Consider the following 25,047-nt stretch of genomic DNA (forward strand, 5'->3'; position numbering starts at 1 on the left):
AGCCAGCCAATTATACACTAAATTGACCACAAAAAGAAAAGAAATCTTCTTTAATCAAGTGCTTGCTTTTGACGAGATAGACCGCCTGTTTGACAAAAAAGCACTCTGCAACTTCACACGCCACAACCCAAATGGCACACAACCCGTTTCAGGCAGCCTGAAACGCCACCCAGACGGCACACTTGCCGAAAATCTGATTATGAAAGGCAATAATTTGCTTGCCTTGCATTCTTTACGCTTTCTGATTGATAAAAAATTACTCAATAAAATCAAATTAATATACATTGACCCGCCCTACAATACGGGCAATGACGGCTTTAAATACAACGACAAATTCAATCATTCCACTTGGCTGACTTTTATGAAAAATCGGCTGGAAATTGCGCGCGAATTACTGGCTGATGATGGCGTAATTTTTGTGCAATGCGATGACAATGAACAGGCGTATTTGAAAATCTTAATGGACGAAATTTTTGGGCGTGAACATTTCATCAATACCATTATTGCCGAAATGAGCAACGCTTCGGGCAATAAAATCAATCATGCCATTAAAGGCAAAAAATTTCCCAAATTAAAAGAATACATTTTGCTGTATGCCAAAGACAAAAGACAAATCAAATTAAGCATTCCCAAACAAGCAAAAGCAAAATGGGACACAGAATACAATATATTTATCCCTGAATTAACATGGGAAAAATTTGAGAAAATCATTGAATTAATTGAAGAAAAAAATCAAACTGAATTAAATAAGATGCTTTCTGCATTATCGCTCACTTCATTAACTGAATGGATTAAAGTGAATGAAAAAAAAATCATTGATGATTGGAAAGTCCATCATGCAGCGCAAATCACCAATGAAAAATTAAATGATAAACAAATAAATGAACAAGCCATTTTAGATTGGAAATGGGCAAATGCGTATCGGATTGTGGCTTCAAAACCCAATAAGGCACTGCAAAAAAAAGCCCTTGATTTGACTTTTTATCAACCCATTCAATCATTAAGCAATAAAAGCGGTGATTTAAAACTCATCTTAACCAATTTCAACAGAGAAACCGAAACAGCACGCATTGAATTGGCATTTGCCGAAATCAATTCGACCACATTCTTTGGCGACATTTGGTTCAAAATCGTAACCACAGGTGGCGTGGCACAAGAAGGTGGCGTTCATCTTGCCAATGGCAAAAAACCAGAGCAACTTTTAAAAATCATTTTGGATTGTGCCAGCAAACCCAATGACCTTGTTTTGGATTTCCATTTGGGGAGCGGTACAACTTGTGCCGTTGCCCACAAAATGGGTCGTCAATACATTGGTATGGAACAAATTGAAAACCAAATTGGGCTTTCATTAATAAGATTGAATAACGTCATTCAAGGCGATGAAACAGGCATTTCCAAAGCCGTAAATTGGCAAGGCGGTGGCGATTTTGTTTATGCAGAACTTGCGCCATTCAACGAAACCGCCAAGCAGCAAATTTTGGCTTGCGAAAATTCAGGCAGCCTGAAAACGCTGTTTGACACATTGTGCGAAAAATATTTCTTGAAATACAACGTCAATGTGAACGATTTTGCCGAAAAAATCATGACAGAACCCGAATTTCAAAATATGCCACTTGATGAACAAAAACGCATGGTGCTGGAAATGTTGGATTTAAATCAAATGTATGTGCATTTTTCTGAAATGGACGATGCACAATTTTCAGGCTGCCTGAATGAAAATGACAAAGCCTTAAACCATGATTTTTATGGGGAATAATCATGAAAACTTTATTTGATGTGATTGAAAACCGCAAGCAATTTTATGTGGAAGACGGTAATACAGACAAATTCGCCATTCCGAATTTTATTACTGCTAATTTGAAATTTCCCTTGTTTGATTGGCAGAAATCGGCTTTGGAAAATTTTTTGATTTTTGAAAATTTAAAATCAATCAAAGAGTTCCCCGACATCAAAAACCACCCCACGCATTTGCTGTTTAACATGGCAACGGGGGCGGGCAAAACGCTGATGATGGCGGCTTTGATTTTGTATTATTATGATAAAGGCTATCGGCATTTTCTGTTTTTTGTTAATCAAAACAATATTGTGGATAAAACCGAAAACAATTTTGTGGACGCATCACACAATAAATTTTTGTTCCAACAAAAAATCATGCACGGCAACCGTGTTGTGCCGATTAAAAAAGTAGATGTGTTTAGCAATAATCCGCAGGGTATTGAAATCAAATTTACCAGCATTCAAAAGCTGTATAACGACATTCCTGTGGAACACGAAAACCAAACCACACTCGCCGATTTGCACAAACTCAATATCGTGATGTTGGGCGATGAAGCACATCATTTGAACACGCAAACCAAAAAAGACAGTCAAAATGAAGAATTGGATTGGGAAAAAGAATTGACCGAAAAATCCAGTCAAAAAGAGATTGAACGAAAAGGCTGGGAGCATATGGTTTTAGAATTGATTTTAAAGAAAAATGGCAAACCCAGCCAAAATGTGTTGCTGGAATTTACCGCCACGCTGCCTGAACATGATGCCATACAGCAAAAATACACCGATAAAATCATTGCCCAATTTGATTTAAAAGATTTTTTGCAAGCAGGTTTTACCAAAGAAATCAATTTGGTCTCATCTACGCTTGCCAAAAAAGAACGGGTTTTGCATGCTTTGCTGTTTGCGTGGTATCGCCACCAAATTGCGCTGAAATACGACATTGCCAATTTCAAACCTGTGATGTTGTTTCGCAGCAAAACGATTGATGAATCGTGGCAGGATTTTGAATGGTTTTTGCGTTTAACACAAAATTTGACAGGGCAAGATTTTGATTTCATAAAAGACATTTCAGGCAGCCTGAAAAACAGCGAAACACAAAACGAGCAAGGCAAATCGCGCACCGAGCAAGTTATGGCATTTATGTCTGATAGGTTTTCAGGCAGCCACGTTGCCGATTGGATACGCCAAAATTATCAAGCATATCAGGTTATTATCACCAATTCCAAAAGCAATAAAAACAAAACCAAAGAAATTACCGATGCAGAAACAGACAAATTGCTCAACAGTTTGGAGGCAGCAGACAACCCAATCCGTGCCATCTTCACGGTAGATAAATTAACCGAAGGTTGGGACGTACTGAACTTGTTTGACATCGTGCGGCTTTACGAAGGCACAAATCCCCCAAAATCGGGCAAAAATAAAGTCCCAACGGTTGCGGAAAAACAATTGATTGGGCGTGGTGTGCGTTATTACCCTTTTGCTTTTGAAGACAAAATACCCAATAAACGCAAATTTGATGCAGATACCCAGCATGAATTGCGTGTGTTGGAAGAGCTGTTTTACTACACGCATGATGAGCAGTCGCGTTATCTTTCCCTATTAAAAGCAGAATTACGCAAAGACGGGTTCATCGCCGAAAATGACGATAAAGTGTTGCAAAAATTCGCCATTAAACCACAATTTGCCGAAAATGAAAGTTTCAAAAATTGGCTGATTTGGGTCAATGAAAAGCAAGCCAATCCGCATAAAAAGCAAAATAATGCCAATAGTTTACGCGCTGCCAATATATGCATGAAAATCGCAGCCCATTCACGCCAATCTTTGCGTGAAACCTTGTTTGTGGCAGACAAAACATTGGATAAAAGTGAAACATTGGCAACAAGTGGTTATAGCCAAATTTTCAGGCTGCCTGAAATAGAAAAACACATCTTTGACAAAGCATTACATATTAAAGGCAAAAGTGGAAATTCATTTTTCCATTTCAAAAACTTACAAGATAAATTGGGTATTACCAGCCGCGATGAATTACAAGCAGATTTGCTGGAAAATTGGCAAATTGAATTTGTGAATTTGGGTGCAGATAAACACATTTCACCAGATGATAAATTGGCAGGCTGCCTGAAAATTTTGGATAAAGTGACAGTACATTTAAATGAATGCGACACGCCTTTTATCGGTACAGAACATTTCACACCCAAAAAATTGTGGGATATGTTTGGCAAGCCTAAACAAAAATGGGTAGAAAAAAGCAAAATCAAATCTGAAATCGTGCAAAATCATGATTGGTATGTGTTGGATAATTTTATCGGGAATGGTTTGGAAGAAGATTTGTTGCAATTCATTGCCGAAAAAATCCAAGATTTGCGTGCCAAATACGATGTTGTGTATTTATTGCGTAATGAAGAAGTGCTGAAATTGCACCATTTCCAAAATGGCGAAGGCTTTATGCCAGATTTTATTTTATTGTTGAAAAACAAAGAAAAAACTGTTTCAGGCAGCGTGCAAGATTTTTTGCATTACCAAATTTTCATTGAGCCCAAAGGCGAGCACTTATTGGAAAAAGATGCATGGAAACAGGATTTTTTGGCACAACTCACACAAAAATATGGCAAGGAAAATTGGCTGATGCAAGAAACGCCACATTATCGTTTGATTGGTTTACCGTTTTTTCGTGAACAAGATGTTGAGCATGAATTTGCAGCTGAGTTTCAGAACCTGTATTCATAACCTTGATGCAGTCGCAGAAATGAAAATGCAATACAAGGTAACAATGCTCGCCGTATGCGAACAGTACATAAGAGAATGAGTAATGCCGTAGTACTTTTTCATTCTACGACCATATTCAGGCAGCCCAATTAACAAAAAGATACTGTATTCGGTGTCAAACCTAAAAATAATAAATCATTGTTTTGTTTATGTATTTATTTTATGCTTACTCTCATCAAACATCTCATTATGCTTGATGCAGTAGTAAGCATATTTTATCAGCTTGGTCATCATCATGACATAAACTTGTTTCGCGTGCTTGCCACGCGCTATCTGTTTATCAAACCACGAACGCCAGAGTTTACTTCTCGTACAAGCAGACCGAGCTGGCATATACAAGGATTTTCTGATTGAGCTGTCCCCCATTTTGGATACACGCTCTTTCCCTTTGTGCTTGCCCGATTGCCTGATTATTGGCGATAAGCCCAAGTAGCTGATGAGTTTTTTATGATTTTGGAATTTGTCTATGTCTATCAGAACGGGTAATAAAATCTGTGATGTGGTGCGACCTATACCCGTTATGCTTTCAAGTATTTTCTGCTTGTGTTTGAGTTCTTGATTTTCTTCTATCAGTTGCTGCATTTGCGTTCTGCACGTTTCCAGCTCTGTTTCAATAAATTCAATTGTTCTTTGTATTGATGATTGACTGTATTCATCTGCCACTTCTAGACGTTGCTTTTCTGATACAAGCATTTGTGTAAGCTGGTTGGTGCGTCTGTGTAAGCTAGTTAATTGAATGCGTTGCTCTGTTTTGGGTTGCCACAATTCGGGTTTATCGTGTTCGCAGAAGTCGGCAATCAATTTGGCATCTTGTTTGTCTGTTTTCACTCTACGCAAATGGTATTCTGCATAGCTTTTGATGATACTGGGATTGACTACGCTGATTGCGATTTGGTGTGCATTTAAGAAGTTGGAAAATGGAAGATAATAAACATTTGTTGCTTCACAGCAAGCGTGAATTTCTTTGATATTGTATTGATTTTCTTGAATAAAGTCTAAAAGCTGTTGAAAGCCAACTTCATTATTAGATATTTTAAGATATTGATATTTTTGATTTTGTTTAAAAACTAAATCAATCCAAAGTTTTGAAATATCGATACCTAAATAGATTTTGTATTTTTTTGTCATCATTTCTCAATAAAAATAAGCAGTCATAAAATAATTTGATACAAAATAACAACAAGTACAAAACAAGTCTTGTTATAAAAGCTAATTATTCAATCGCTTATGATACTGTTATGATTCAAACTAAATTAAAATCGTGTGTGCCAATCTTTCAGAATGCTTCACTCTTGCGAGCAAGGCTGCTTATTGCGACATCACACGACTTAATCATCATAACATGGTTTTATAAATTATTGAATATTTTTTAAATTTTCTGGATAATCTGGTGTGAGTGTTGGTCTCACTTCTCCACCCATCACAGCGATTTGTGTTTGTTTGTGGTTTTCAACAGTCTCATTTGTGTTTACTTGCTGATTTGGCTGTGTTTCATCTCTGAAAGGGTCAAACGGTAAGCCATTCTCTGCGTATTCAATGCACATTTCTTTTGTGATTTCACGAAGTTTCGTTGCTTGGTCTGAATAACAAGTACAGTCGCTTTTGCCACCTTTTATACATGCTGCTATGCGTTCGTATTGTTTAACTTGTCGTATGCTGTCATAAATGGGTTTGCTTTCTGGACGCTCTGCAAGCGTGGGTATGAACATTTCAGCGGTTAAACTGCGATTTTGCTGTGGATTTTGTAAGGCGTTTTGTGCAGCAATTTGTTGCTCTATGTTCATGCTTATGGGTGCTGATGCGCTTATTGTTTCTGTGTTTTGCGCTGCTTGTTCTGTTGTGTCTTTTCCCATATTTTTCAGTAATGTGTAACTCATGTAGAACATTATTGGTATAAGTAAAATGGTAATCGGCAACACAAAGACCCATTTGCTGCGTTTGTTGTGGTTTTGTGTGTGAATTTCTGCTGATTTATATAAATCCTTAACTTTGTCATTTATTTTGTGTATTTTGGCTAATGCATCTTTTGATTGTGTGAGCGGATTGTTTGCGCAGTACTTCCATTCTAGTAGTGTACGCATACCTAGCTTATTTTTTGCAATGTGGTAATGCTTACCTACGAGATTGCGAACGCGACTGTCTATGTCTTTGGGGTCTTGTGTCAGTATGAAGATGTCGACACCCAAGTGTCTGTGTGTATTGAGCCATGAGACGTTTTCAGGAACCTTGCTGCCGTTACTGCGTGCTGGGTAAACATCTTGTACTTCGTCAATGATGATTATGCTGCCTAAATTTTCTTCTTTTTTAATCCATTGATAACAGTCATGGAAGCTGAGTTGCTCATCGGTACTGTATGCTTGTTCTGATTGAATGCTGCTGACTTGAATGTGTGGCAGTTGCAGTTCTTTGATGTTGCTGAATACTTTTCTCAAGTTACCGCTTTGGTCTTTAAAAATGGGGTCTGTGAGCATTAAATGAACCATATGTGCGGTTTTGCCTGCGCCTGGTTTGCCTGTGATGAGTACGATTTCTGCCATGACTGTTCTCTCATTATTGAGTTTTAATGTTTTGCTTGATTTATATGGGTATCTGTGTTGTCTAGGTCTTTTTACCTATTCGTGATGTAATTTTGGTCATGCCTTGCAACGAGATGTAAAACGTGAATGCGCCTAATAGAATATTGAGTGCAACACCACCCCCTGCAATATAAAAGAGTTGTAGAAGTTCATTGGGTAAGATATTGATATTGGCTGTGATTTGTGTTTTGAAACCAGATACTACATGTTCCAATCCTTTGTAAGTTACAGCCGTAATGCCTAATGCAATTAGTACTTGTCCAATCAGGGTTTTTAGCCCATTTAAGAGTGAAGGGATTAATGCTGCAAGAAATTTCATAAATGGTTTCCTTTTAAATTTACCTTTAATAATTTGCCGATACTTGATAAATAATTTAACTTAAAAATTGATTTTTAAGTTAAATTATTTATCAAGTATCTAGGTTACTGGTCATGTTCGGTTTGTGGGGGTCTAGCCCCCCACGCCCCCCAGTCTCACTTGCGACGCCGCGCGGGCAAGGGGGAACGGCGCAAAAACCCGCGCCTTACCACCTTGCCCTTACGGCAGAGTGTGGGGTCGCTTCCAGTCTGTCAAGGGGGTATTCATAAAGATTTAGGGCTTCAAGATAGCTGACTTTAACTCTTAAATTTGCAAGCCCTAAATCTTTACAAAACTTCCCCCTTGACAGCCTTACAGCTCCGTGAAGAAATCAGGTGTTTCTGACGGCAAATAAGGCAATTGAAGTTGCAGCCAACCACGCTAGGGCAATCACAAAACCACGAAGACGATTTGCTGTATCACACATTGGTGCTGTGTCAAAGGCAAAGGTCTTGCTGCCTGAAAAGGGAATGGAAATTTGAAATGAGACGGGAGCAGGACATACGCCATCTGTAGGAAAAATGCTATCTGGTTGGAAGCTTAAATCAATAGTTTCTTCTGGGATAGACAAAGGTGCAGAAGCAGTAGGTGCTTCGGGTTGTTTGTCGCAGGCGAGTATGTCGGGATTTTTTTCACAGAGGTCTTGGGTTTCTGTTGTTTGACGTTTGGGGTCATTGTTTGTTGGTGTGTCTGTTGTTGTGGGTGTTTCTACTTTGGGGGCTTCGGGGCTGTTGGGTTTGAGGTCTGGGCGCGGTATGATGGTTTCTTCCACGATTGTGTTGCCTTGTGCGTCATTTGAGAATTTCCATTTTGCCTGCTCTGGCTGGTTTGTTGTGGGATTGGTATAAGGGTCTGATTGAGCAACTTGTCCTGCCAGTATGTGGATTTTGGGTTCTGACCATTCAAGATTACCCCCTGTTGCTTCTATCCACTTTTCAATGGCTGCATCAGCTGCAGCTTCAGCCACACGATTAAATTCTTCTTCTGTGAAAGGAACTGTATCTGAAATGCGATAGGCACCAACGCCTATGTTGCCACCATAATAACCATCACGTGTGCACCAGCGATGTTCATTAATTCTGTCCGCCTGTTTACCTCCTACCTGAACACCTGAACACTTGCTCATCTTGATTTCATTTAACTGCTCATATGTAGGATTGTCAACGAAAGTAGGATTAAAACACGAATTTTGATTACACCATTTTTGAAATTCGGCATATGTATAAGTGCGGCCTTCTACTAAACTTGTCGCATTTTTTGTATTAAAAACCACAACAGTACCATTAACAGCCCTACACAGACCTTCTTCACACTCAATATCATAGCCTTCTTTGCGAGCTAAAAAGTCATAAATTTCATAGGCAGTTAATGCCCAACCTGCGAAAGGTAGGGCTCTTGTGCCTAGTTTGCGTGCTGCGACTGCTGCATTTTTGCCGTTTTGGAAGACTTTTTGGAAAACGGTTTGTTTGGGGATGGTTTTTGTTACTGTACCGCTTACAGTACCCGATGAAGTTGCACCAGTAGAACCCCTAAACTGCGAGGATGCTGTACTTGTCGATGCATACTTTGGTCCATTATTATTACTAACGTCCATACCTTTATAAATATTGTAAGCAATCTTCTCTCTAAAATTAGCAGAGTTGTAAAATGGCTTATACCAATGTCTGAAAGTTGGCGTATATGTACGAGATGATTGACTTGAATTTGCCAAAGCATAAATATTAAAATTGAGAAAAAATAAAACAAAAAGCAATAATTTTTTCATTCCCTATACACTTTCATTTTTTCCTTTTCTCTTGATTTAATAAATTCATTGAATTGAGCAGAATTCAAATCAGGAGGATTAGGGGAAATAGGAGGATAAACAGGTGATGAATTTAAATCTGCATCTGGCTTATTCTGATTATTTTGCATTTTAAAGAAGTGTTTATAAATTCCATATATGATAAAAAACAAAATAAAAAATGCAAGAGTAATCAATTTCCGTTCAATTAAACCCAAATAAACCAATACGAAATAAAAAAATGAACCATATCCAAAATAATTAAATAAAACTTTTAACACGTTCATTTTCAAGCCCTTTCCGCAGCCTTTGCCGCAAAAAAAGACCTAAATTACCACAACTACCACAGTAAAACAAACATAATCAAAATCATCACACCCAAGCCATACAAAAACCAAAAATCAATTATCATCAGACGTTCCCACTTGAGTTAAACCATAAACCAATCTGTACAATTGGCGAACGCCAAAGACCACCACCGCAATCAGCAGTAAACCTGTGCCGAGCATCACGCCATCTTTAATTTGCGTTTCAATATCGCATTTTGGATAACTTAACTGTATTTTGCTGTTGTTTAAATACCAACCGTCATCTACCCGAACAGGACGAATAATTTTTCCATCAGATGTTATTTGTGGTTGTTGGGCAGACAGAATTAAATCATCTGCATCCAACTGTGTTTGCACGCATTGAAAGCCAACTCTATAACCCATCTGCCCTTACCCCATTATTTAATGGTTTTAATCATGCCCCAAGCCAACTTGAAGCCTTGAATGGCAACAATTACGGTAATGGCTGCCATACCAATTGCAGTTACCACGCCGATAAATGCACTAATTGCCTCTGCGACTTTTGTTCCAATTTCATCTAATGGACCTGCATTTGCTGATGCTGCCAGTAAGAGCATGCCTGCCCCTACTACGTACTTGTTGTTTTGCATTTTTTCAGGTTTTTTAATCATTTTCATGATTTCTCTCCAAATAAAAATAGGGCATCTGAAATTAGGGGGATTTAACGCGGATGCCCCATACACGTTAAATTGTGATTTGGTTTATTGGGCTTTTAATACTTTCAGGCAGCCTATAAGAACAGGTATGCCATTGATGCCAAGAAGAGCATTAAACAAACCACAAAAGCAATGCCAAGTTGCATAAAACTGAAATTCATGATGTTTCCTTTATTTATTTCGGTAAATAGAAAGTAAAAATGGTAAACGGCACGCCCATGTCTTGACCCGCTTGCATTGCATCTTCTATTTCTTCAAAGTGCCCTGCTAGTTTAATGAGTGGTGTGTAACCGACATCGCCATTTTCATGTGGGTACAGAAATTCGAATGTCTCCAAATCCTGTACAATGTATTTGACTTGCATTATTTAACCTTTCTGTTGAACAGGCTTCATGTCTCTTAAAATGGTTTTTTCTTTACCTGAACCTGTTGCCACCGATTGAAATGCGCATTGCATGGTTGCTGGAAATTCGATGCGTTGAAATTTGTCAAAATTGGACGAATCGCCATAAGGAATTTTGACAACCGAGAAACCCAATGCGTTGCCTTTGCTGATGTCCAGTGGCATGGCAACAAGTACGCTGCAACTGTCTATTTTGTTGCCTTCTACTTCGCCTTTATAACGCGTGATGCCCATGATGATGCGTTCTTCATAAACGAGTTGTGCTTGTGATTTAAAATCCAACATGATGTTTTTCCTTGTGTTTGAGTTGTTTAAACGGGTTTGTTGAAGTTGATGATTTTTCTGATGGCAGTCAGACTGCTGTCATAAAATAGTGCGCCGTATTTGATGAACATGAAATCAAAATGTTCCTGCTCTGTTATTTTTGCTTCAGAGAATACGGGGGCAACGGATAAGTTTTCATAGGCTTTTTTCCATTGCCTTAAATCGTTTTTGAATTGTTTAATCAATTCTGTATGTTCAGGCAGCCTTAATTGAGATTGTTCAGGTATTTCACAGATTTGATGAATGGTTTCATACAATTGAGCCAATTGGTCGAGTGGCTCTATGATTATTTGATGTTGTTCTTCATGAATATAAACAACATCTTGGCTGGTACAATCGTATTCAGCAGGTTGTAGACCTTTTGGATATTTGTTCTCATCGCCAATTAGGGCTTGTACGATTTGTTCATGTGTCCAACCTAAATCATTGAGTAAACGCACCATACGACCTACTTGGTTCTTGGCATGTAGGAGTTTTTCATCAAAGTTCAGTTGCAGTTTCTTGTCTGATGCTTCAATGCGTTTAGCTTCGGTTTGAAACAATTCTTGTCCAATTGGGTAGGCACCTGTTAAATATTGACCTGATTTAATTAAAATATCCAAAGGTACAATGGCATCATTGGCTCTGAATTCGGTTTCATAACGCACCCATAAGCTGTTTTCATCGCCTAATTGTTTGCCTTTTTCATAAACGCGGGTTAATTTGGCTGAACCGCGTCTGCCGATGTACACGGTTTTGCCTGTACCATCTTCTTTAATCCACGATGTACCGCGCGTTTCTGCTTTTGGTGTCATGTTTTTGACATTAAATTTTCCTTTCACATGGTCATGTAACGCTTTCTCTGGGGTGTATTCACCATTAAAGAAATCATGTGCGACATCGCAACGTGTGATTTTTGGACGGTTTGCCAATGTGAGAAAAACATAAAGTCGGTTTTCCCAGTCGGGTTTGGCTGCTTGACAGCCAATTGCGTTTAAATCCACCAAAATGGTGTCTCTTTGACCACCGATATGAACGGTACCGTAATTGACGTTATCGGGTCCGAGTTGGTAATAGGATTGATAGAAGAATTTGCCTTTGCCTTTTCTTTTGCTTGTTATGGCAAAACCAAAAATGTCTTGTAATTTTTGACTGAAATATTGAATGTAGGTCTCATCGTCTGCACCCAATAAAACTTCATGGTCTTGCATCATGCTGTGTATGCTCGATTTACCTATTGAGAAAGTTAAATAATCGATGAATGCAGCATCTTCTCGACCTTTACGCAAAGGAATTTCTACAATCTTTCCCTTAACGGTTATGGCTTGATTAAAGTAAATGTAATCTTGGAAATTGATTGTCATTATTTTTGTACCAAAGAAAATTTATTCGTCATTTGTCCCCAGCTTTGGGATTTGGGTAGGGGTTTTTTCGTCCCCCCCTTTTAGCCTAGGGGGGCTAGCCGCCCCAGTCGGCACGCCACGCAGTGCGCTGTCTTGCCGCCTGTGGCGGCTATGCCCTTTATGCCAATTGAATTAATCATTTTTTATTCCTTGCATGGTCTTGTTTTGCGAGTTCTCGCCAGTTTACTTTTTGGTATTCAATGGCGTTATCAAACAAGGGAAGGTGTTTTGCTTCAAATGCTGCTGTTTTTTGTAGCACTTCTGCTAATGTTTGACAGATGTGGTGTTCACTTATGTCGGGTAGGTTGTTTTTGATGAGCAGCAAATCAAGTTTGTAGGTTTGGGTATCTGGTCTGCGTTTGACCATGACGGATAAATCGATGTTCATGGTACAAACACACCTTTATAATTGAAGAAGCCTTTATCAAGAAATAGTGTGATACATCTGTTCAATTCGTCATCGAGTGGGTATGAGACACCAGAAATTGATGCGAATTCTTTAAGAGAAGACCAGTCTGCTGGTTTGTGAAAAAAAGTGATGTTGAATAAATCATTTTCTGATGGAAAGATAATGACGTGTCTAAGTCTATCTTCACTGGATAAGTTGAAATTTGATGACATAATTAAAGCCCCTAACTTTAAAATCGGTATGGATTTCAGTTAGGGGCGATTAAGCCTTGTGTTTGAGATGATGTCTTGATGACAAAGATACTGTTACAATTTACCCCCTAACTTGGGGCGCGAATATACAAGGCTGCCTGAAAATTCAAAAAATCACTTATCCCCAATCTCCAAAATCGCCAAAAACGCGCTTTGTGGGATTTCCACATTGCCCACTTGTTTCATGCGTTTTTTACCCGCTTTTTGTTTTTCCAACAATTTTTTCTTGCGCGTGATGTCGCCGCCATAACATTTTGCCAAGACGTTTTTGCGCAAGGCTTTCACGTTTTCACGCGCGATGATTTGTCCGCCAATGGCTGCCTGAACCGCAATGTCAAACATTTGGCGCGGAATCAGTTCGCGCATTTTGCTCGCCAATTCGCGTCCGCGATGCACCGATGTTTGGCGATGCACAATCAAACTCAATGCGTCCACTTTGTCGCCATTGACCATGATGTCCAATTTGACCAAATCCGATGGCTGAAATTCTTTAAATTCATAGTCCAATGACGCATAACCGCGTGATGTGGATTTGAGCTTGTCAAAGAAATCCATCACCACTTCATTCATCGGCAAATCGTAAGTCAGCATGACTTGGCGACCGAGATATTGCATATTGCGTTGCACGCCGCGTTTTTGGTTGCACAAGGTCATCACATTGCCCACATAATCTTGTGGCACAAGGATTGTGGCGGTAATAATGGGTTCTAAAATCGTGTCTATCGTGCCGATGTCGGGCAGTTTGGACGGATTTTCCACTTCAATTTTTTCGCCATTTTTCAAAATCACTTCATAAACCACCGTTGGCGCGGTGGTAATCAAATCCATGTCAAATTCGCGTTCCAAACGCTCTTGCACGATTTCCAAATGCAACAAACCCAAAAATCCACAACGGAAACCAAATCCCAATGCTTGCGACACTTCGGGTTCAAATTTCAGGCTGGCATCGTTCAGTTGCAATTTTTCCAGCGCATCGCGCAAGGCTTCGTAATCGTGGCTTTCCACAGGATAAAGTCCTGCAAAAACTTGGCTTTGCACTTCTTTGAAACCTGCGAGCGGTTCGGTGGCTGGATTTTGTACCAAAGTAACGGTATCGCCTACTTTGGCTTGTCCCAATTCTTTCACGCCCGTAATCAAAAAACCCACTTCGCCAGCGGAAAGTTGTTGTTTTTGTACGGATTTGGGTGTGAACACGCCCAGTTGCTCCACCTGCGTTTCAGCCAGCGTGGACATGAAACGGACTTTGTCTTTCAATTTAATCGTGCCGTTTTTCACGCGGATTAACATGACCACGCCCACATAATTGTCAAACCACGAATCAATAATCACGGCTTGCAAAGGCGCGTTTTCATCGCCTTCGGGCGCGGGGATTTTGGCGACAATCTCTTCCAACACGTCTTCCACGCCCAAGCCGCTTTTGGCGGAACAGGTTACTGCACCCACCGCGTCTATGCCGATGATGTCTTCAATTTCTTGGGCAACGCGCTCAGGGTCGGCGGCGGGCAAATCAATTTTGTTTAAAATGGGGACAACTTCCACGCCCAAATCAATGGCGGTGTAGCAGTTGGCAACGGTTTGTGCTTCCACGCCTTGCGATGCGTCCACCACCAGCAACGCGCCTTCGCAAGCGGAAAGTGAACGCGACACTTCGTATGAAAAATCAACGTGTCCAGGGGTGTCAATCAGGTTGAGTTGGTAGGTTTCGCCATTGCGGGCTTTGTAGTTTAAGGCAGCCGTTTGCGCTTTAATCGTGATGCCGCGTTCTTTTTCAATGTCCATAGAATCAAGGACTTGAGAGCTCATTTCGCGTAAATCCAAGCCGCCGCAATATTGGATAAATCGGTCGGCAAGTGTGGATTTGCCGTGGTCAATGTGGGCGATGATGGAGAAGTTTCTGATGTTTTTCATGATTTTATTGTGTAAATTGAAAAAATAATCGGGGAAAATGAGGTTCAGGTGTCTGAACATAAAATGGGCGTATTTTAACAGAAAATCAAAAGGCTGCCTGAAAAGCCGATTGTGCTTTTCAGGCAGCCCTGTATATTCGCACCCCAAGTTAGGGGTAAGTTGTAACAGTATCTTTGTCATCAAGACATCATCTTATTGTTTTTTTTCGCATCAGTCGCTACGCAATTCTCGGCGCAGGATTTTACCAACATTGGATTTGGGTAGTTCATCACGAAATTCGATATCGCGCGGTACTTTATAACCTGTAAGCTGGGTGCGACAAAACTCAATCAGTTCATCTTTGCTTAAACTGTGGTCTTTGGGAACAACAAACAATTTCAATGCTTCGCCTGTTTTATCACTTTTTACACCAATACAGGCAACTTCATGCACTTTGGGGTGGTGTGCCACCACATCTTCAATTTCATTGGGATACACATTAAAACCCGATACCACAATCAAATCTTTTTTTCTGTCCACCAAGCGCAGCCAACCTTTTTCGTCCATTACGGCAATGTCGCCTGTTGCCAACCAACCGTCTTGGTCTATGACTTTGGCGGTTTCATCAGGACGTTGCCAATAGCCACGCATCACTTGCGGCCCGCGTATCCACAATTCACCTGCTTCCCCAACAGCTGCCAAACCGCCATTGGCATCACGCAACTGCACTTCTGTGCTCGGAATGGGCAAACCGATACCAGCTGAATAAGCACCGATATTTAAGGGATTGACACAAACGCCAGGGCTGGCTTCAGTTAAACCATAAGCTTCAATAATGGGGGTACCCGTTGTTTCAAACCAACGTTCAGCAACAGCTTGTTGTGTTGCCATACCACCACCTACCGTTAATTTTAATGTGGCAAAATTAAGCTGCCTGAATGCGGGTTTGTTCATTAAGCCATTAAATAAGGTATTTAAGCCAATAAAAACGCTGAATGGGTGTTTATTTAATTCTTTAATGAACCCGTCTAAATCACGCGGATTAGCAATCAAAATGCTGGCCGCACCCACGTCTGTGAAAACCAGTAAATTCACAGTCAACGCGAAAATGTGATAAAGCGGTAAAGCAGCAATCACGGTTTCACCACCCAAAACCAATTTATTTTTAATCCATTCTTCTGCTTGTAACATATTGGCGCAAATGTTGCCATGCGTGAGCATTGCACCTTTTGCCACGCCTGTTGTGCCACCTGTGTATTGCAAAAACGCCAAATCTTCACGTGTTAAATTGACTTCTTGAAAACGATGTTTTGCACCTTGCGTTAGAGCTTGTTTGAACGTGATGCTGCCTGAAATGCGGTAATGGGGAACGGCTTTTTTCACATGACGCAGCACAAAGTTCATGATTGTGCCTTTTAATGCACCAAACATTTCACCCACACTAGCAACCACAACGTGTTGAACATCAGTTTTCGGCAACACCAATTCCAAAGTATTGGCAAAATTTTCCAAAACCACAATCACTGTTGCGCCGCTGTCTTTCAGCTGATGTGCCAATTCGCGTGGCGTATAAAGTGGATTGGTGTTTACCACCACCATGCCTGCCTGCAAAATGCCAAATACCGCAATCGGATATTGCAATAAATTGGGCATCATAATGGCAACGCGTGAACCGCGTGGCAGTTGCAATACATTTTGTAGATAAGAGGCAAATTGTTGTGCCAAATCATGTGTTTCGGCGTAACTCAAATCCTTGCCCATGCTGTGAAAAGCCGTACGATTGTGGTATTTTTTTGCACTTTGGCAAAATACATCGTACACCGATTGATAGCGTGTGATGTCAATTTCATGCACCACACCATTTTCATAGCTGCTTAACCAAGGTTTTTCCATGATGTTCCTTATTTTTGTATGCCAAGCATTTATTTAGGCTGCCTGAAAGCCATTGGCTTTAACAAAATTGGGGTAAATAATGTAACCATTATAACGGAAAAATGAATGAAATACGCTGCCTGAAAAGTTGTGTGTTTAAAGAAATCCCAACTTTCAGGCAGCCTTTTATTAATATTCTCAATCCAATATCATCACTTTAATTTCCAATTCATCCATTTTTTAAATTGCCTTTTCAATCTGTTTTGCCATCGTTTATTTTTTCTGTTTATGTATTCTTGTTGTTGCATTCGTTGTTCATAAGCGTCCAATTCTGCTGTCAATAATGCCAAAGGAAATAAATCAAATTGTTGTTCCAAATAGGACATTGCTTCTTTCTGATAATCACGCGTGCGATTTAAACCAAAATAAGCCAAATCCACATCTGGCATCTGTGTTTCAAACAAAATGTTTTGTAAAGGTAACAAATGCAATTTCATTAAAAAAACAATGGTTTTAGGCAAATAAACGGAATGACGGTTTTGTTTTAGCTCATAATTACCTACACCAAAATCATTTTTCATGAATTTCAAATGATAGTATGCAAAGACATTTTTTCGCTTATGACGCTTGCTCAAATCCAAGTGTTCGGTTTCGGTTGTTTTGATAAAAAAACTGTCTTCGTCTACCCTAAATAAACATAAATCACCATGTAATCCACAATATGGCGAGCTGGTAGAAACAAAAAGTTGCTTATGGTGATCGATTAAATTGATGCCCGATACAGGCAAAACATCATTGGGATAATTTTGGCTTAAATCCTGGTAATATTGTCTTAAAACAGGCACTTTTTCAGATGACAAAATCAAATCACCATCAATTTTAATCGCCCATTTTTTTGTAGTTTGATTTAAAGCAAAATTATAGTAATGCACCAAACTGTGCACATCATCGCTAGCCAATTTTTTATATTGTTCGCTGCCTTGCGGATAAACTATCGGAATGTAATGAAAAACTTTGATTTTTTCTGGAAATCGTTGTGCATATTTTGCAGCAATTTCGCCCGTATTGTCTTGGCAATTATTGTAAACAATTACCAATTCGTCCAATAAAGGCAACCAACTCTCAATAGATTGAGCAAGAAATTCGGCTTCATTGCGTAAACGCATAAAACCACTTAATCCATCTTGACGATTTTGTGCTTTTAATCGCGAAAAATCCACAAAAGGGTTTTCAAGATTGTTGATTGTTCACAATATTACACCTTTTAGTTTAAACACCATTATCTTAATCATTATAACATGAAATGAAATTGAATATATATTTGATTTTTATTTATTTTTTATTTTAATTTATGCTAAAATCCACTTTTCATCATATCTGTCAATGCCAATGAAACAAGCACTTGCTTTATCCGTAGTAGGACACACCAACACGGGCAAAACGTCTTTAATGCGTACCTTATTGCGCGACAGCAATTTTGGCGAAGTCAAAAATGCAGCAGCCACCACGCGCCATGTAGAAGAAGCGGCAATCAGCGATGACGATGTACCTTTGGTTTTATTGTATGACACACCAGGTTTAGAAGACGCAGGTGGCGTTTTGGATTGGCTGGAAAACGAAACTTCTACCCAATTAGACGGCATTGAACGTTTGCAACAATTTCTGGTTTCCAATGCTGCCAAAAACGGCTTCTCCCAAGAAGCCAAAGTATTGCGCCAAGTACTTAACAGCGACATGGCTTTATATGTTGTCGATGCACGCGAACCTGTGTTGCCCAAATACCGCGATGAATTAACCGTTTTATCTTGGTGTGCCAAGCCAATTGTGCCTGTATTCAATTTTACTGCCGAACAAGATTTAGGGGATTGGCAAACCATGTTGGCACGACGTGGTTTACATGTTTGGTGCAGTTTTGATACGGTAGCATTTGATTTTGAAAGCGAAATCCGTTTATGGAACAATTTGGCGACCATGCTGCCTGAAAGAAATGTATTGGACAAATTAGCCCAGATTCGCCGCCGTGAATGGCAAAAATTGGACGAACAAGCCCGTTTGGCAATTGCCCATTTTTTATTAAACGTGGCAGCCTGTCGCAAAAGCTGTGATGCAGATAAGGAAGAACAAATTATGCTTTTGCAACATCAAATGCAAAACGATGTACGCCAGCTGGAACACCAATTACATCAACAGCTTTTATCACTTTATCGCTTTTATCACAACGCCCTTGATGCCAGCGATTGGGCATTACAAGCCTTTTATCAAAGCCCATTTGACAGCGATTTACTCAAACAATACGGCATACGCACAGGCAAAGGCGCGGCAGCAGGCGCATTGATTGGTTTGGGTTTAGATGCACTTACATTAGGCACATCATTGGGTACAGCAAGTGCAATCGGTGGGCTTATTGGTGGCATCGTACCCAACTGGCAAACTTTATCCGACAAAATCAAAGGCATCGCCACTTTACATATTGATGCACCCACGCTCACCCTACTCGCCGCACGAAACTTGGATTTACTCGCTGCTTTACAAAAACGCGGTCATGCAGCACAAAATGAAATCACATTACACAGCAATCAAACGCCTTGGTCGGCAAACAGGCTGCCTGAAAGCCTCAATCAAGCACGTCATCAAGCCAAATGGTCGCAACTGAATGGCGAAAATCCAGTTGTTGCCGAACAAGCACGTCATGTAACTGCCAAAGAATTGGTCAAACACCTGCATCTACCACAATTTCAATAAAAGGCTGCTTTCAGGCAGCCATTTTCTACAAAAAGTCTAAAAAAACATCAAAATCATCTCTTATTTTTCTTTATATTTAAAAATTAATTTGCCATTTTGTCCAAAATCCGTATAATCCCGTCCAATACAACGAAATTTAGACAGGAATATCATGCAATTGGACATAGACCGCCTGATTGACCATTTTGGTGGCGTGAATGCACTCGCCGAAGCCCTCAAACAACACGACCCCAACAACGCCCCCAGCACCGCCGCCATTTACAAATGGCGCACGCGCGGCTCTTTGCCCTTGGCGCAACTGAACAAATTGACCGAACTGGCACAAAGTCAAGGCAAAACATTGGATTTAAACCATTTTATTCAACCCCAAAACGAATCGGAACACCCCATTATGAACACAAACAACCGCGTCATCATTTTTGACACCACCCTGCGCGATGGCGAGCAATCCCCTGGTGCCGCCATGAGCAAAGAAGAAAAAGTCCGCATTGCCCGCCAACTGGAAAAAATGGGCGTGGACGTGATTGAAGCAGGCTTTGCCGCCGCCAGCGAAGGCGATTGGGCTGCGGTAAACGAAATTGCCAAAACCGTTAAAAATTCAACCATTTGCTCTTTGAGCCGCGCGGTGGAACGCGACATTCGCCGTGCTGGGGAAGCCCTTGCCCCTGCCGAAAAACGCCGCATTCACACTTTCATCGCCACCAGCCCCATTCACATGGAACACAAACTCAAAATGCAGCCTGAACAAGTGATTCAGGCAGCCGTGAAAGCCGTGAAAATCGCCAAAGAATACACCGATGATGTGGAATTTTCTTGCGAAGACGCGCTGCGTTCAGAAGTCGGCTTTTTGGCGCAAATTTGTGGCGCGGTCATTGAAGCTGGCGCAACCACCATCAATTTGCCCGACACAGTGGGCTATTCGGTGCCACATTTAACCGAAAAATTCTTCCGCGATGTGATTGCACAAACGCCAAACAGCGACAAAGTGATTTGGTCCACCCATTGCCACAATGATTTGGGCTTGGCGGTTGCCAATTCTTTGGCGGCATTGCAAGGCGGTGCGCGTCAAATTGAATGTACCGTCAATGGCTTGGGCGAACGCGCGGGCAATGCGGCGATTGAAGAAATCGTGATGGCTTTGAAAGTGCGCCACGATGTGTTTGGCTATGAAACAGGCATTGATGCCACACAAATCGTTACCGCGTCCAAACTGGTTTCCACCGTAACGGGCTACCCTGTTCAGCCCAACAAAGCGGTGGTGGGCGCAAACGCGTTCTCACACGAAAGCGGCATTCATCAAGATGGCGTGTTGAAACACCGTGAAACTTATGAGATTATGTCTGCCGAATCAGTGGGTTGGGCGGCAAACCGTTTGACTTTGGGCAAATTATCGGGTCGCAATGCCTTCAAAACCAAGCTGGCTGAACTGGGCATTGAATTGGACAGCGAAGAAGCCTTAAATGCCGCCTTTGCGCGTTTCAAAGAATTGGCAGACAAAAAACGCGAAATTTTTGATGAAGATTTGCACGCGCTGGTGTCGGACGAAATGTCCAATTTGTCGGAAACCTACAAATTTGTGTCGCAACACATTGTTACGGAAACGGGCGAGTCGCCACGCGCGGAAATCGTGTTCAGCATAGATGGCGTGGAACACCGTGCCGAATCAACGGGTTCGGGCCCTGTGGACGCGATTTTTAAAGCGATTGAAAGCGTGGCGCAATCGGGCGCGATTTTGGAAATTTATTCGGTAAACGCCGTTACCAAAGGCACGGAAAGCCAAGGCGAAACCAGCGTGCGTTTGGCAAAAGACGGTCGCGTGGTAAACGGTCAGGGCGCGGATACCGATGTGTTGGTGGCAACCAGCAAGGCGTATTTGTCAGCATTGTCCAAGCTGGCAAGCGGTGTGGACAAAATTAAGGCTCAAGGCATTTAATTCATCTGATTTTTGCTGCAATGTGGTTCAGGCTGCCTGAAAATGTTTTCAGGCAGCTTTTTGCATAAAAATAAGGTAAATGTGATTTTTGTCTTGATATAATCGCAGAAGCGAAAAAACAATACAAGGCAACCATAAGAGCTGTGTATAAAGAATAGTACATAAAGACATGGACAAGGTCGTAAGGGCTATTAAGCTCTCCTATCATCAATTCATGATTATCGGCATACAAAAAACTGGCATTTACTCTCCATAAGTATTAGAATAGAGACTGTAATCTAAATCAAGCCGTTTCAGGCTGCCTGAAACGGCTGATTTATTTCAAATCATCAGGTATGGTTAAAACACTTTAAATAAGCAAAATTGGGATAACAATCTTGAACATACCATAAAAATAAACAATTTGTGTAGTGTGAATGCAGGCACCACCATTTTCAGACAACCTGAAAATAAATAAATGGGCGTAGCAACGGTAGGTATTTTGTACTCCCCCTACAACTAAAATTGTTTAAAACCAACTTCAAACAACAGAAAACCTTAATCTTGGAGAAATCATGCGTCCTACATTTGCTTTAAAAACCGCCGCATTGGCTGCGTCCATATTATTTACCCAACAAGCTGTGGCTTCGGGCTACAGTTTTGGTACACAAGCGGTTACTTCACAAAGCACCGCTAATGCTGCCGCAGCCGAAGCTTCTGATGCTTCTGTGCTGTTTTACAATGCAGCAGGCTTGGCAGAATTAGACAGCCACCAAATTTCAGGTAACCTGAATTTGGTCATGCCCACCATCAAATACAGCGATGCCCAAGCCAAACATTTACGCATAGGCTCCGCCGTTCAAGGTAGCACCAGCGGTAAAATTACCGAAAATGTATTAGCCCCACATCTTTATGGTGCTTACAAACTCAATGAGCAAATCACATTGGGCTTGGGTATGTATGTGCCATTTGGTTCTTCCAGCGAATACAAAAAAGATTCTGTACTGCGTTACAACATGAATCAATTAGGCATAAAAACCATTGCCATTGAACCTGCTGTGGCATTCAAAATCAATGAGCAGCATGCCATTGGTGCAGGTATTGTAGCGCAACATACTTCTGCTGAATTGCGTAAATTTGCCGATTGGGGTTTAGGCTTGCCTGCTGTTTTGGGTGGCCCTAAACCTGGTGGTTTAGACGGTTATGCTGATGTAAAAGGCGATGATTGGGGCTTTGGCTATCATTTGTCTTATTTGTTTAAAGGTGAAAACGACCGTTTCCGCGTAGGTGTGAACTACCGCTCCAAAGTGGAGCACAATCTGAAAGGCGATGCACAATGGAAAGTTGCCAATCCAACAGCAGCCAATATGGCAATTTACAATGCAGCCATTGGTAAAACTGTTGCAGCTGGTGGCAATGGTTACATTCCCAAAGAAGATGCATCGGTAAAAATCATTACACCTGAATCTTTATCGGTACACGGTATGTTCCGCGCCAACGACAAAATCAATGTTTTTGGCGATGTAACATGGACACGTCATAGCCGTTTCAACAAAGCCATTTTGAATTTTGCAAACGAGAAAAACATAGGCAATGGCAAGAAAGCCAATACCACCACCATTACCCCAAATTGGCGCGATACGGTAAAAGTGTCATTGGGTGCATCTTACCAACTTGATGAAAAATGGCAACTGCGTGGCGGCATGGCGTTTGACCAAAGTCCCGTTCGCAGCGCAAAAGACCGTTTGGTTAGTTTACCCGATGGTAATCGCGTTTGGTTCTCCGCTGGCGTGAAATACACACCAAACAAAAACCATGTCTTTGATTTGGCATACACCCACATTCACATTCAAGATACCACCACCCAAACTGCAGCAGCAACAGGTACCGATGTGGACAGCAAAGGGGCATCTTCTGCCAAATTCAAAAACCATGCCAATATTTTGGGTTTACAGTACACCTATAAATTCTAAAATAGCTATCAAACCATAAGAAGGCTGCCTGAAAACCATTCTGTGTTTTCAGGCAGCCTTTATACACAACATTTTGCAGTCGCCCCAAAACAAAACATTTTTAAGTTGTGTCAAATTAAAATAGGACAAGGCGACAACGCCTACTGTGCACAGCCATACCAGTACATGAGGGCATTGACAACACCGCAGTACTACTTTTTCAATTTTGTGACCATAACAGCATATTTTCATTTTTTCGTGTACTACAAGGAACTTAAAAATAAAAAGGCGGATAACAAAATCCGCCCTTTTAACATTAAATCAGTAATTTAACCCAACATCTTCATCATCGCATCCAAAATAGCCAAGTTCACAACATCAATGAAGAACGCGCCCACCAATGGCACAATCAAAAATGCTTTGTGCGATGAACCGAAGGTGTTGGTAATGGATTGCATGTTTGCCACCGCAGTTGGGGTTGCACCCATACCGAAACCGCAATGACCTGCCGCCAGCACCGCCGCGTCATAATCGCCACCCATGAATTTGGCGGTAACGAAATAAGCATACAAAATCATCACCACGGTTTGCACGCCCAAGATGATTATCATCGGACCTGCCAAATCTGCCAGTTGCCACAATTTCAAGCTCATCAACGCCATCGCCAAAAACAGGCTCAATGATGCGTTGCCAAACACGTCAATCGCGCGGTCAAACATATCAAATTTGAACACGGTGGTTAAAACATTGCGCAACACCACGCCACAACCAATCGCCCACACAAATTGGGGCAATTTCAAATCGGGCAAGGCTTTAACCATAAACGATGAAAAAGCCAAGCAAGCCGCAAACAATGCCATGGTTTCAATGGCAGAAGTAGCGGTAATCAAGCGTTGATGACCTGCATTTTCAAAGGTTTTGTCATCATAACTTTTAGCGTTGTCGCTGTTGTCTACTGGGGTTTCAAGTGGCTTACGCCCCATTTTATTGACCAAACGGCGTGCCACTGGACCCCCAATCAAACCGCCTGCCACCAAACCATAAGTGGCGGAAACCATTGCAATTTCCACCGCGCTGGGCACTTTGTAGGTTTCGGTTAAAATTTTGCCATAAGCCGCGCCTGTACCGTGTCCGCCTGTGAGTGTGATTGAACCAGTAATCAAGCCCATAAGTGGGTGCTGACCCAAAGCGGTTGCCAAACCCACGCCCACCGCATTTTGAATGATGATGAACACGCTAACGATGATTAAGAAAATCACCAAAGGTATGCCACCTTGTTTCAAGCGCGAAAAATCGGCAGACAAACCAATGGACGCAAAGAAAATCATCATAAATGCACTTTGCAAAGACGCTTCAAAAGTAAAGCTGATGCCTTGTGTGTACAAAATGGACATGACAATGGCGGCAATCAAACCGCCTGCCACAGGCTCGGGAATGTTGAAATCGCGTAAAAATTTGATTTTGGCAACGAGTACACGACCTACCAACAACACAATGGTTGCCCAAATTAAGGTGTAATAACCATTTAAAACAATAGGCTCTGCTGCTTGCATAAATGTATCCTTGAAAAGAGGTTAAACAATGTTTTTCAGGCTGCCTGAAAAAGGCAAGCATAATAGGTTAAATGTTAAAATTTGTCAAAATACCTTAA

The 25,047-nt window shown here is 41.1% G+C and carries 20 protein-coding genes; 5 read left to right on the top strand and 15 right to left on the bottom strand.

What is annotated here, in order from left to right:
• Positions 1 to 1,756 (top strand): site-specific DNA-methyltransferase (locus Q4B82_RS03980; protein ID WP_303065131.1); only part of this gene is annotated, 1,756 nt, incomplete at its 5' end.
• A 2-nt stretch (positions 1,757 to 1,758) separates the two neighbouring features.
• Positions 1,759 to 4,500: a DEAD/DEAH box helicase family protein gene (locus Q4B82_RS03985; protein WP_303065132.1), complete on the top strand. Its 2,742-nt coding sequence runs from the start codon at positions 1,759 to 1,761 to the stop codon at positions 4,498 to 4,500.
• Between the two features lie 186 nt (positions 4,501 to 4,686).
• Here the strand turns inward: Q4B82_RS03985 and Q4B82_RS03990 are convergent, their stop codons facing one another.
• The 14 genes from Q4B82_RS03990 to Q4B82_RS04055 form a co-directional block, all read right to left on the bottom strand.
• Complete coding sequence (locus Q4B82_RS03990) at positions 4,687 to 5,667, bottom strand: IS110 family transposase (protein ID WP_303065133.1); 981 nt, start codon at positions 5,665 to 5,667, stop codon at positions 4,687 to 4,689.
• A 227-nt stretch (positions 5,668 to 5,894) separates the two neighbouring features.
• Entirely contained in the window at positions 5,895 to 7,076 is a 1,182-nt protein-coding gene (locus Q4B82_RS03995; protein ID WP_303065134.1) for a zonular occludens toxin domain-containing protein, read from the bottom strand.
• A gap of 61 nt (positions 7,077 to 7,137) precedes the next feature.
• A complete protein-coding gene (locus tag Q4B82_RS04000) occupies positions 7,138 to 7,434 on the bottom strand; it encodes a DUF2523 domain-containing protein (protein WP_303065135.1) in 297 nt (98 codons plus the stop codon).
• Positions 7,435 to 7,804: 370 nt separating this feature from the next.
• Entirely contained in the window at positions 7,805 to 9,238 is a 1,434-nt protein-coding gene (locus Q4B82_RS04005; protein WP_303065136.1) for an IgG-binding virulence factor TspB family protein, read from the bottom strand.
• Entirely contained in the window at positions 9,235 to 9,537 is a 303-nt protein-coding gene (locus tag Q4B82_RS04010) for a hypothetical protein (protein WP_303065137.1), read from the bottom strand. The genes Q4B82_RS04005 and Q4B82_RS04010 overlap by 4 nt, the downstream gene beginning before the upstream one ends.
• Before the next feature lie 120 nt (positions 9,538 to 9,657).
• On the bottom strand, positions 9,658 to 9,969 hold the full coding sequence (locus tag Q4B82_RS04015; RefSeq protein WP_303065138.1) for a hypothetical protein: 312 nt from the start codon (positions 9,967 to 9,969) through the stop codon (positions 9,658 to 9,660).
• 14 nt (positions 9,970 to 9,983) lie between these two features.
• Positions 9,984 to 10,163, bottom strand: coding sequence for a major capsid protein (locus tag Q4B82_RS04020; RefSeq protein ID WP_368501328.1), 180 nt, complete (start codon positions 10,161 to 10,163; stop codon positions 9,984 to 9,986).
• A 274-nt stretch (positions 10,164 to 10,437) separates the two neighbouring features.
• Positions 10,438 to 10,626, bottom strand: a complete 189-nt coding sequence (locus Q4B82_RS04025; RefSeq protein ID WP_303065139.1) for a hypothetical protein — start codon at positions 10,624 to 10,626, stop codon at positions 10,438 to 10,440.
• A 3-nt stretch (positions 10,627 to 10,629) separates the two neighbouring features.
• Positions 10,630 to 10,950, bottom strand: coding sequence for a hypothetical protein (locus Q4B82_RS04030; protein ID WP_303065140.1), 321 nt, complete (start codon positions 10,948 to 10,950; stop codon positions 10,630 to 10,632).
• A 26-nt stretch (positions 10,951 to 10,976) separates the two neighbouring features.
• Positions 10,977 to 12,332, bottom strand: coding sequence for a replication initiation factor domain-containing protein (locus Q4B82_RS04035; RefSeq protein WP_303065142.1), 1,356 nt, complete (start codon positions 12,330 to 12,332; stop codon positions 10,977 to 10,979).
• 175 nt (positions 12,333 to 12,507) lie between these two features.
• Positions 12,508 to 12,759 (bottom strand): hypothetical protein, encoded by a 252-nt coding sequence (locus Q4B82_RS04040; RefSeq protein ID WP_303065143.1) that lies wholly within the window; start codon positions 12,757 to 12,759, stop codon positions 12,508 to 12,510.
• Positions 12,760 to 13,145: 386 nt separating this feature from the next.
• Positions 13,146 to 14,939: a translation elongation factor 4 gene (gene lepA / locus Q4B82_RS04045; RefSeq protein WP_303065160.1), complete on the bottom strand. Its 1,794-nt coding sequence runs from the start codon at positions 14,937 to 14,939 to the stop codon at positions 13,146 to 13,148.
• Between the two features lie 210 nt (positions 14,940 to 15,149).
• Positions 15,150 to 16,811, bottom strand: coding sequence for an AMP-binding protein (locus tag Q4B82_RS04050; protein ID WP_303065144.1), 1,662 nt, complete (start codon positions 16,809 to 16,811; stop codon positions 15,150 to 15,152).
• Positions 16,812 to 17,002: 191 nt separating this feature from the next.
• Complete coding sequence (locus tag Q4B82_RS04055) at positions 17,003 to 18,010, bottom strand: hypothetical protein (RefSeq protein ID WP_303065145.1); 1,008 nt, start codon at positions 18,008 to 18,010, stop codon at positions 17,003 to 17,005.
• 169 nt (positions 18,011 to 18,179) lie between these two features.
• Between Q4B82_RS04055 and Q4B82_RS04060 the strand changes: the two genes are divergently transcribed.
• From Q4B82_RS04060 to Q4B82_RS04070, 3 genes are all read left to right on the top strand, one after another.
• A complete protein-coding gene (locus Q4B82_RS04060; RefSeq protein ID WP_303065146.1) occupies positions 18,180 to 19,532 on the top strand; it encodes a GTPase/DUF3482 domain-containing protein in 1,353 nt (450 codons plus the stop codon).
• Between the two features lie 151 nt (positions 19,533 to 19,683).
• Complete coding sequence (locus Q4B82_RS04065) at positions 19,684 to 21,465, top strand: 2-isopropylmalate synthase (protein ID WP_303065147.1); 1,782 nt, start codon at positions 19,684 to 19,686, stop codon at positions 21,463 to 21,465.
• Positions 21,466 to 22,019: 554 nt separating this feature from the next.
• Complete coding sequence (locus tag Q4B82_RS04070; RefSeq protein ID WP_303065148.1) at positions 22,020 to 23,417, top strand: OmpP1/FadL family transporter; 1,398 nt, start codon at positions 22,020 to 22,022, stop codon at positions 23,415 to 23,417.
• 308 nt (positions 23,418 to 23,725) lie between these two features.
• Here Q4B82_RS04070 and gltS read toward each other — a convergent pair whose 3' ends face one another.
• On the bottom strand, positions 23,726 to 24,949 hold the full coding sequence (gltS, locus tag Q4B82_RS04075) for a sodium/glutamate symporter (RefSeq protein WP_303065149.1): 1,224 nt from the start codon (positions 24,947 to 24,949) through the stop codon (positions 23,726 to 23,728).
• Between the last annotated feature and the right edge of the window lie 98 nt (positions 24,950 to 25,047).

Source organism: Alysiella sp. (genome assembly GCF_030525755.1).
GTDB lineage: Bacteria > Pseudomonadota > Gammaproteobacteria > Burkholderiales > Neisseriaceae > Simonsiella.

Excerpts from the sequence above, each read along its gene's own strand:
- Q4B82_RS04020 (WP_368501328.1), bottom strand. The coding sequence starts at position 10,163 with ATGCTCTTACTGGCAGCATCAGCAAATGCAGGTCCATTAGATGAAATT.
- Q4B82_RS04005 (WP_303065136.1), bottom strand. The coding sequence starts at position 9,238 with ATGAAAAAATTATTGCTTTTTGTTTTATTTTTTCTCAATTTTAATATT.
- Q4B82_RS04065 (WP_303065147.1), top strand. The coding sequence starts at position 19,684 with ATGCAATTGGACATAGACCGCCTGATTGACCATTTTGGTGGCGTGAAT.
- Q4B82_RS03985 (WP_303065132.1), top strand. The coding sequence starts at position 1,759 with ATGAAAACTTTATTTGATGTGATTGAAAACCGCAAGCAATTTTATGTG.
- Q4B82_RS04070 (WP_303065148.1), top strand. The coding sequence starts at position 22,020 with ATGCGTCCTACATTTGCTTTAAAAACCGCCGCATTGGCTGCGTCCATA.
- Q4B82_RS04015 (WP_303065138.1), bottom strand. The coding sequence starts at position 9,969 with ATGGGTTATAGAGTTGGCTTTCAATGCGTGCAAACACAGTTGGATGCA.
- Q4B82_RS03990 (WP_303065133.1), bottom strand. The coding sequence starts at position 5,667 with ATGACAAAAAAATACAAAATCTATTTAGGTATCGATATTTCAAAACTT.
- Q4B82_RS04060 (WP_303065146.1), top strand. The coding sequence starts at position 18,180 with ATGAAACAAGCACTTGCTTTATCCGTAGTAGGACACACCAACACGGGC.
- Q4B82_RS04035 (WP_303065142.1), bottom strand. The coding sequence starts at position 12,332 with ATGACAATCAATTTCCAAGATTACATTTACTTTAATCAAGCCATAACC.
- Q4B82_RS04000 (WP_303065135.1), bottom strand. The coding sequence starts at position 7,434 with ATGAAATTTCTTGCAGCATTAATCCCTTCACTCTTAAATGGGCTAAAA.
- gltS (WP_303065149.1), bottom strand. The coding sequence starts at position 24,949 with ATGCAAGCAGCAGAGCCTATTGTTTTAAATGGTTATTACACCTTAATT.
- Q4B82_RS04030 (WP_303065140.1), bottom strand. The coding sequence starts at position 10,950 with ATGTTGGATTTTAAATCACAAGCACAACTCGTTTATGAAGAACGCATC.
- Q4B82_RS04050 (WP_303065144.1), bottom strand. The coding sequence starts at position 16,811 with ATGGAAAAACCTTGGTTAAGCAGCTATGAAAATGGTGTGGTGCATGAA.
- Q4B82_RS04040 (WP_303065143.1), bottom strand. The coding sequence starts at position 12,759 with ATGAACATCGATTTATCCGTCATGGTCAAACGCAGACCAGATACCCAA.
- Q4B82_RS03995 (WP_303065134.1), bottom strand. The coding sequence starts at position 7,076 with ATGGCAGAAATCGTACTCATCACAGGCAAACCAGGCGCAGGCAAAACC.
- lepA (WP_303065160.1), bottom strand. The coding sequence starts at position 14,939 with ATGAAAAACATCAGAAACTTCTCCATCATCGCCCACATTGACCACGGC.
- Q4B82_RS04025 (WP_303065139.1), bottom strand. The coding sequence starts at position 10,626 with ATGCAAGTCAAATACATTGTACAGGATTTGGAGACATTCGAATTTCTG.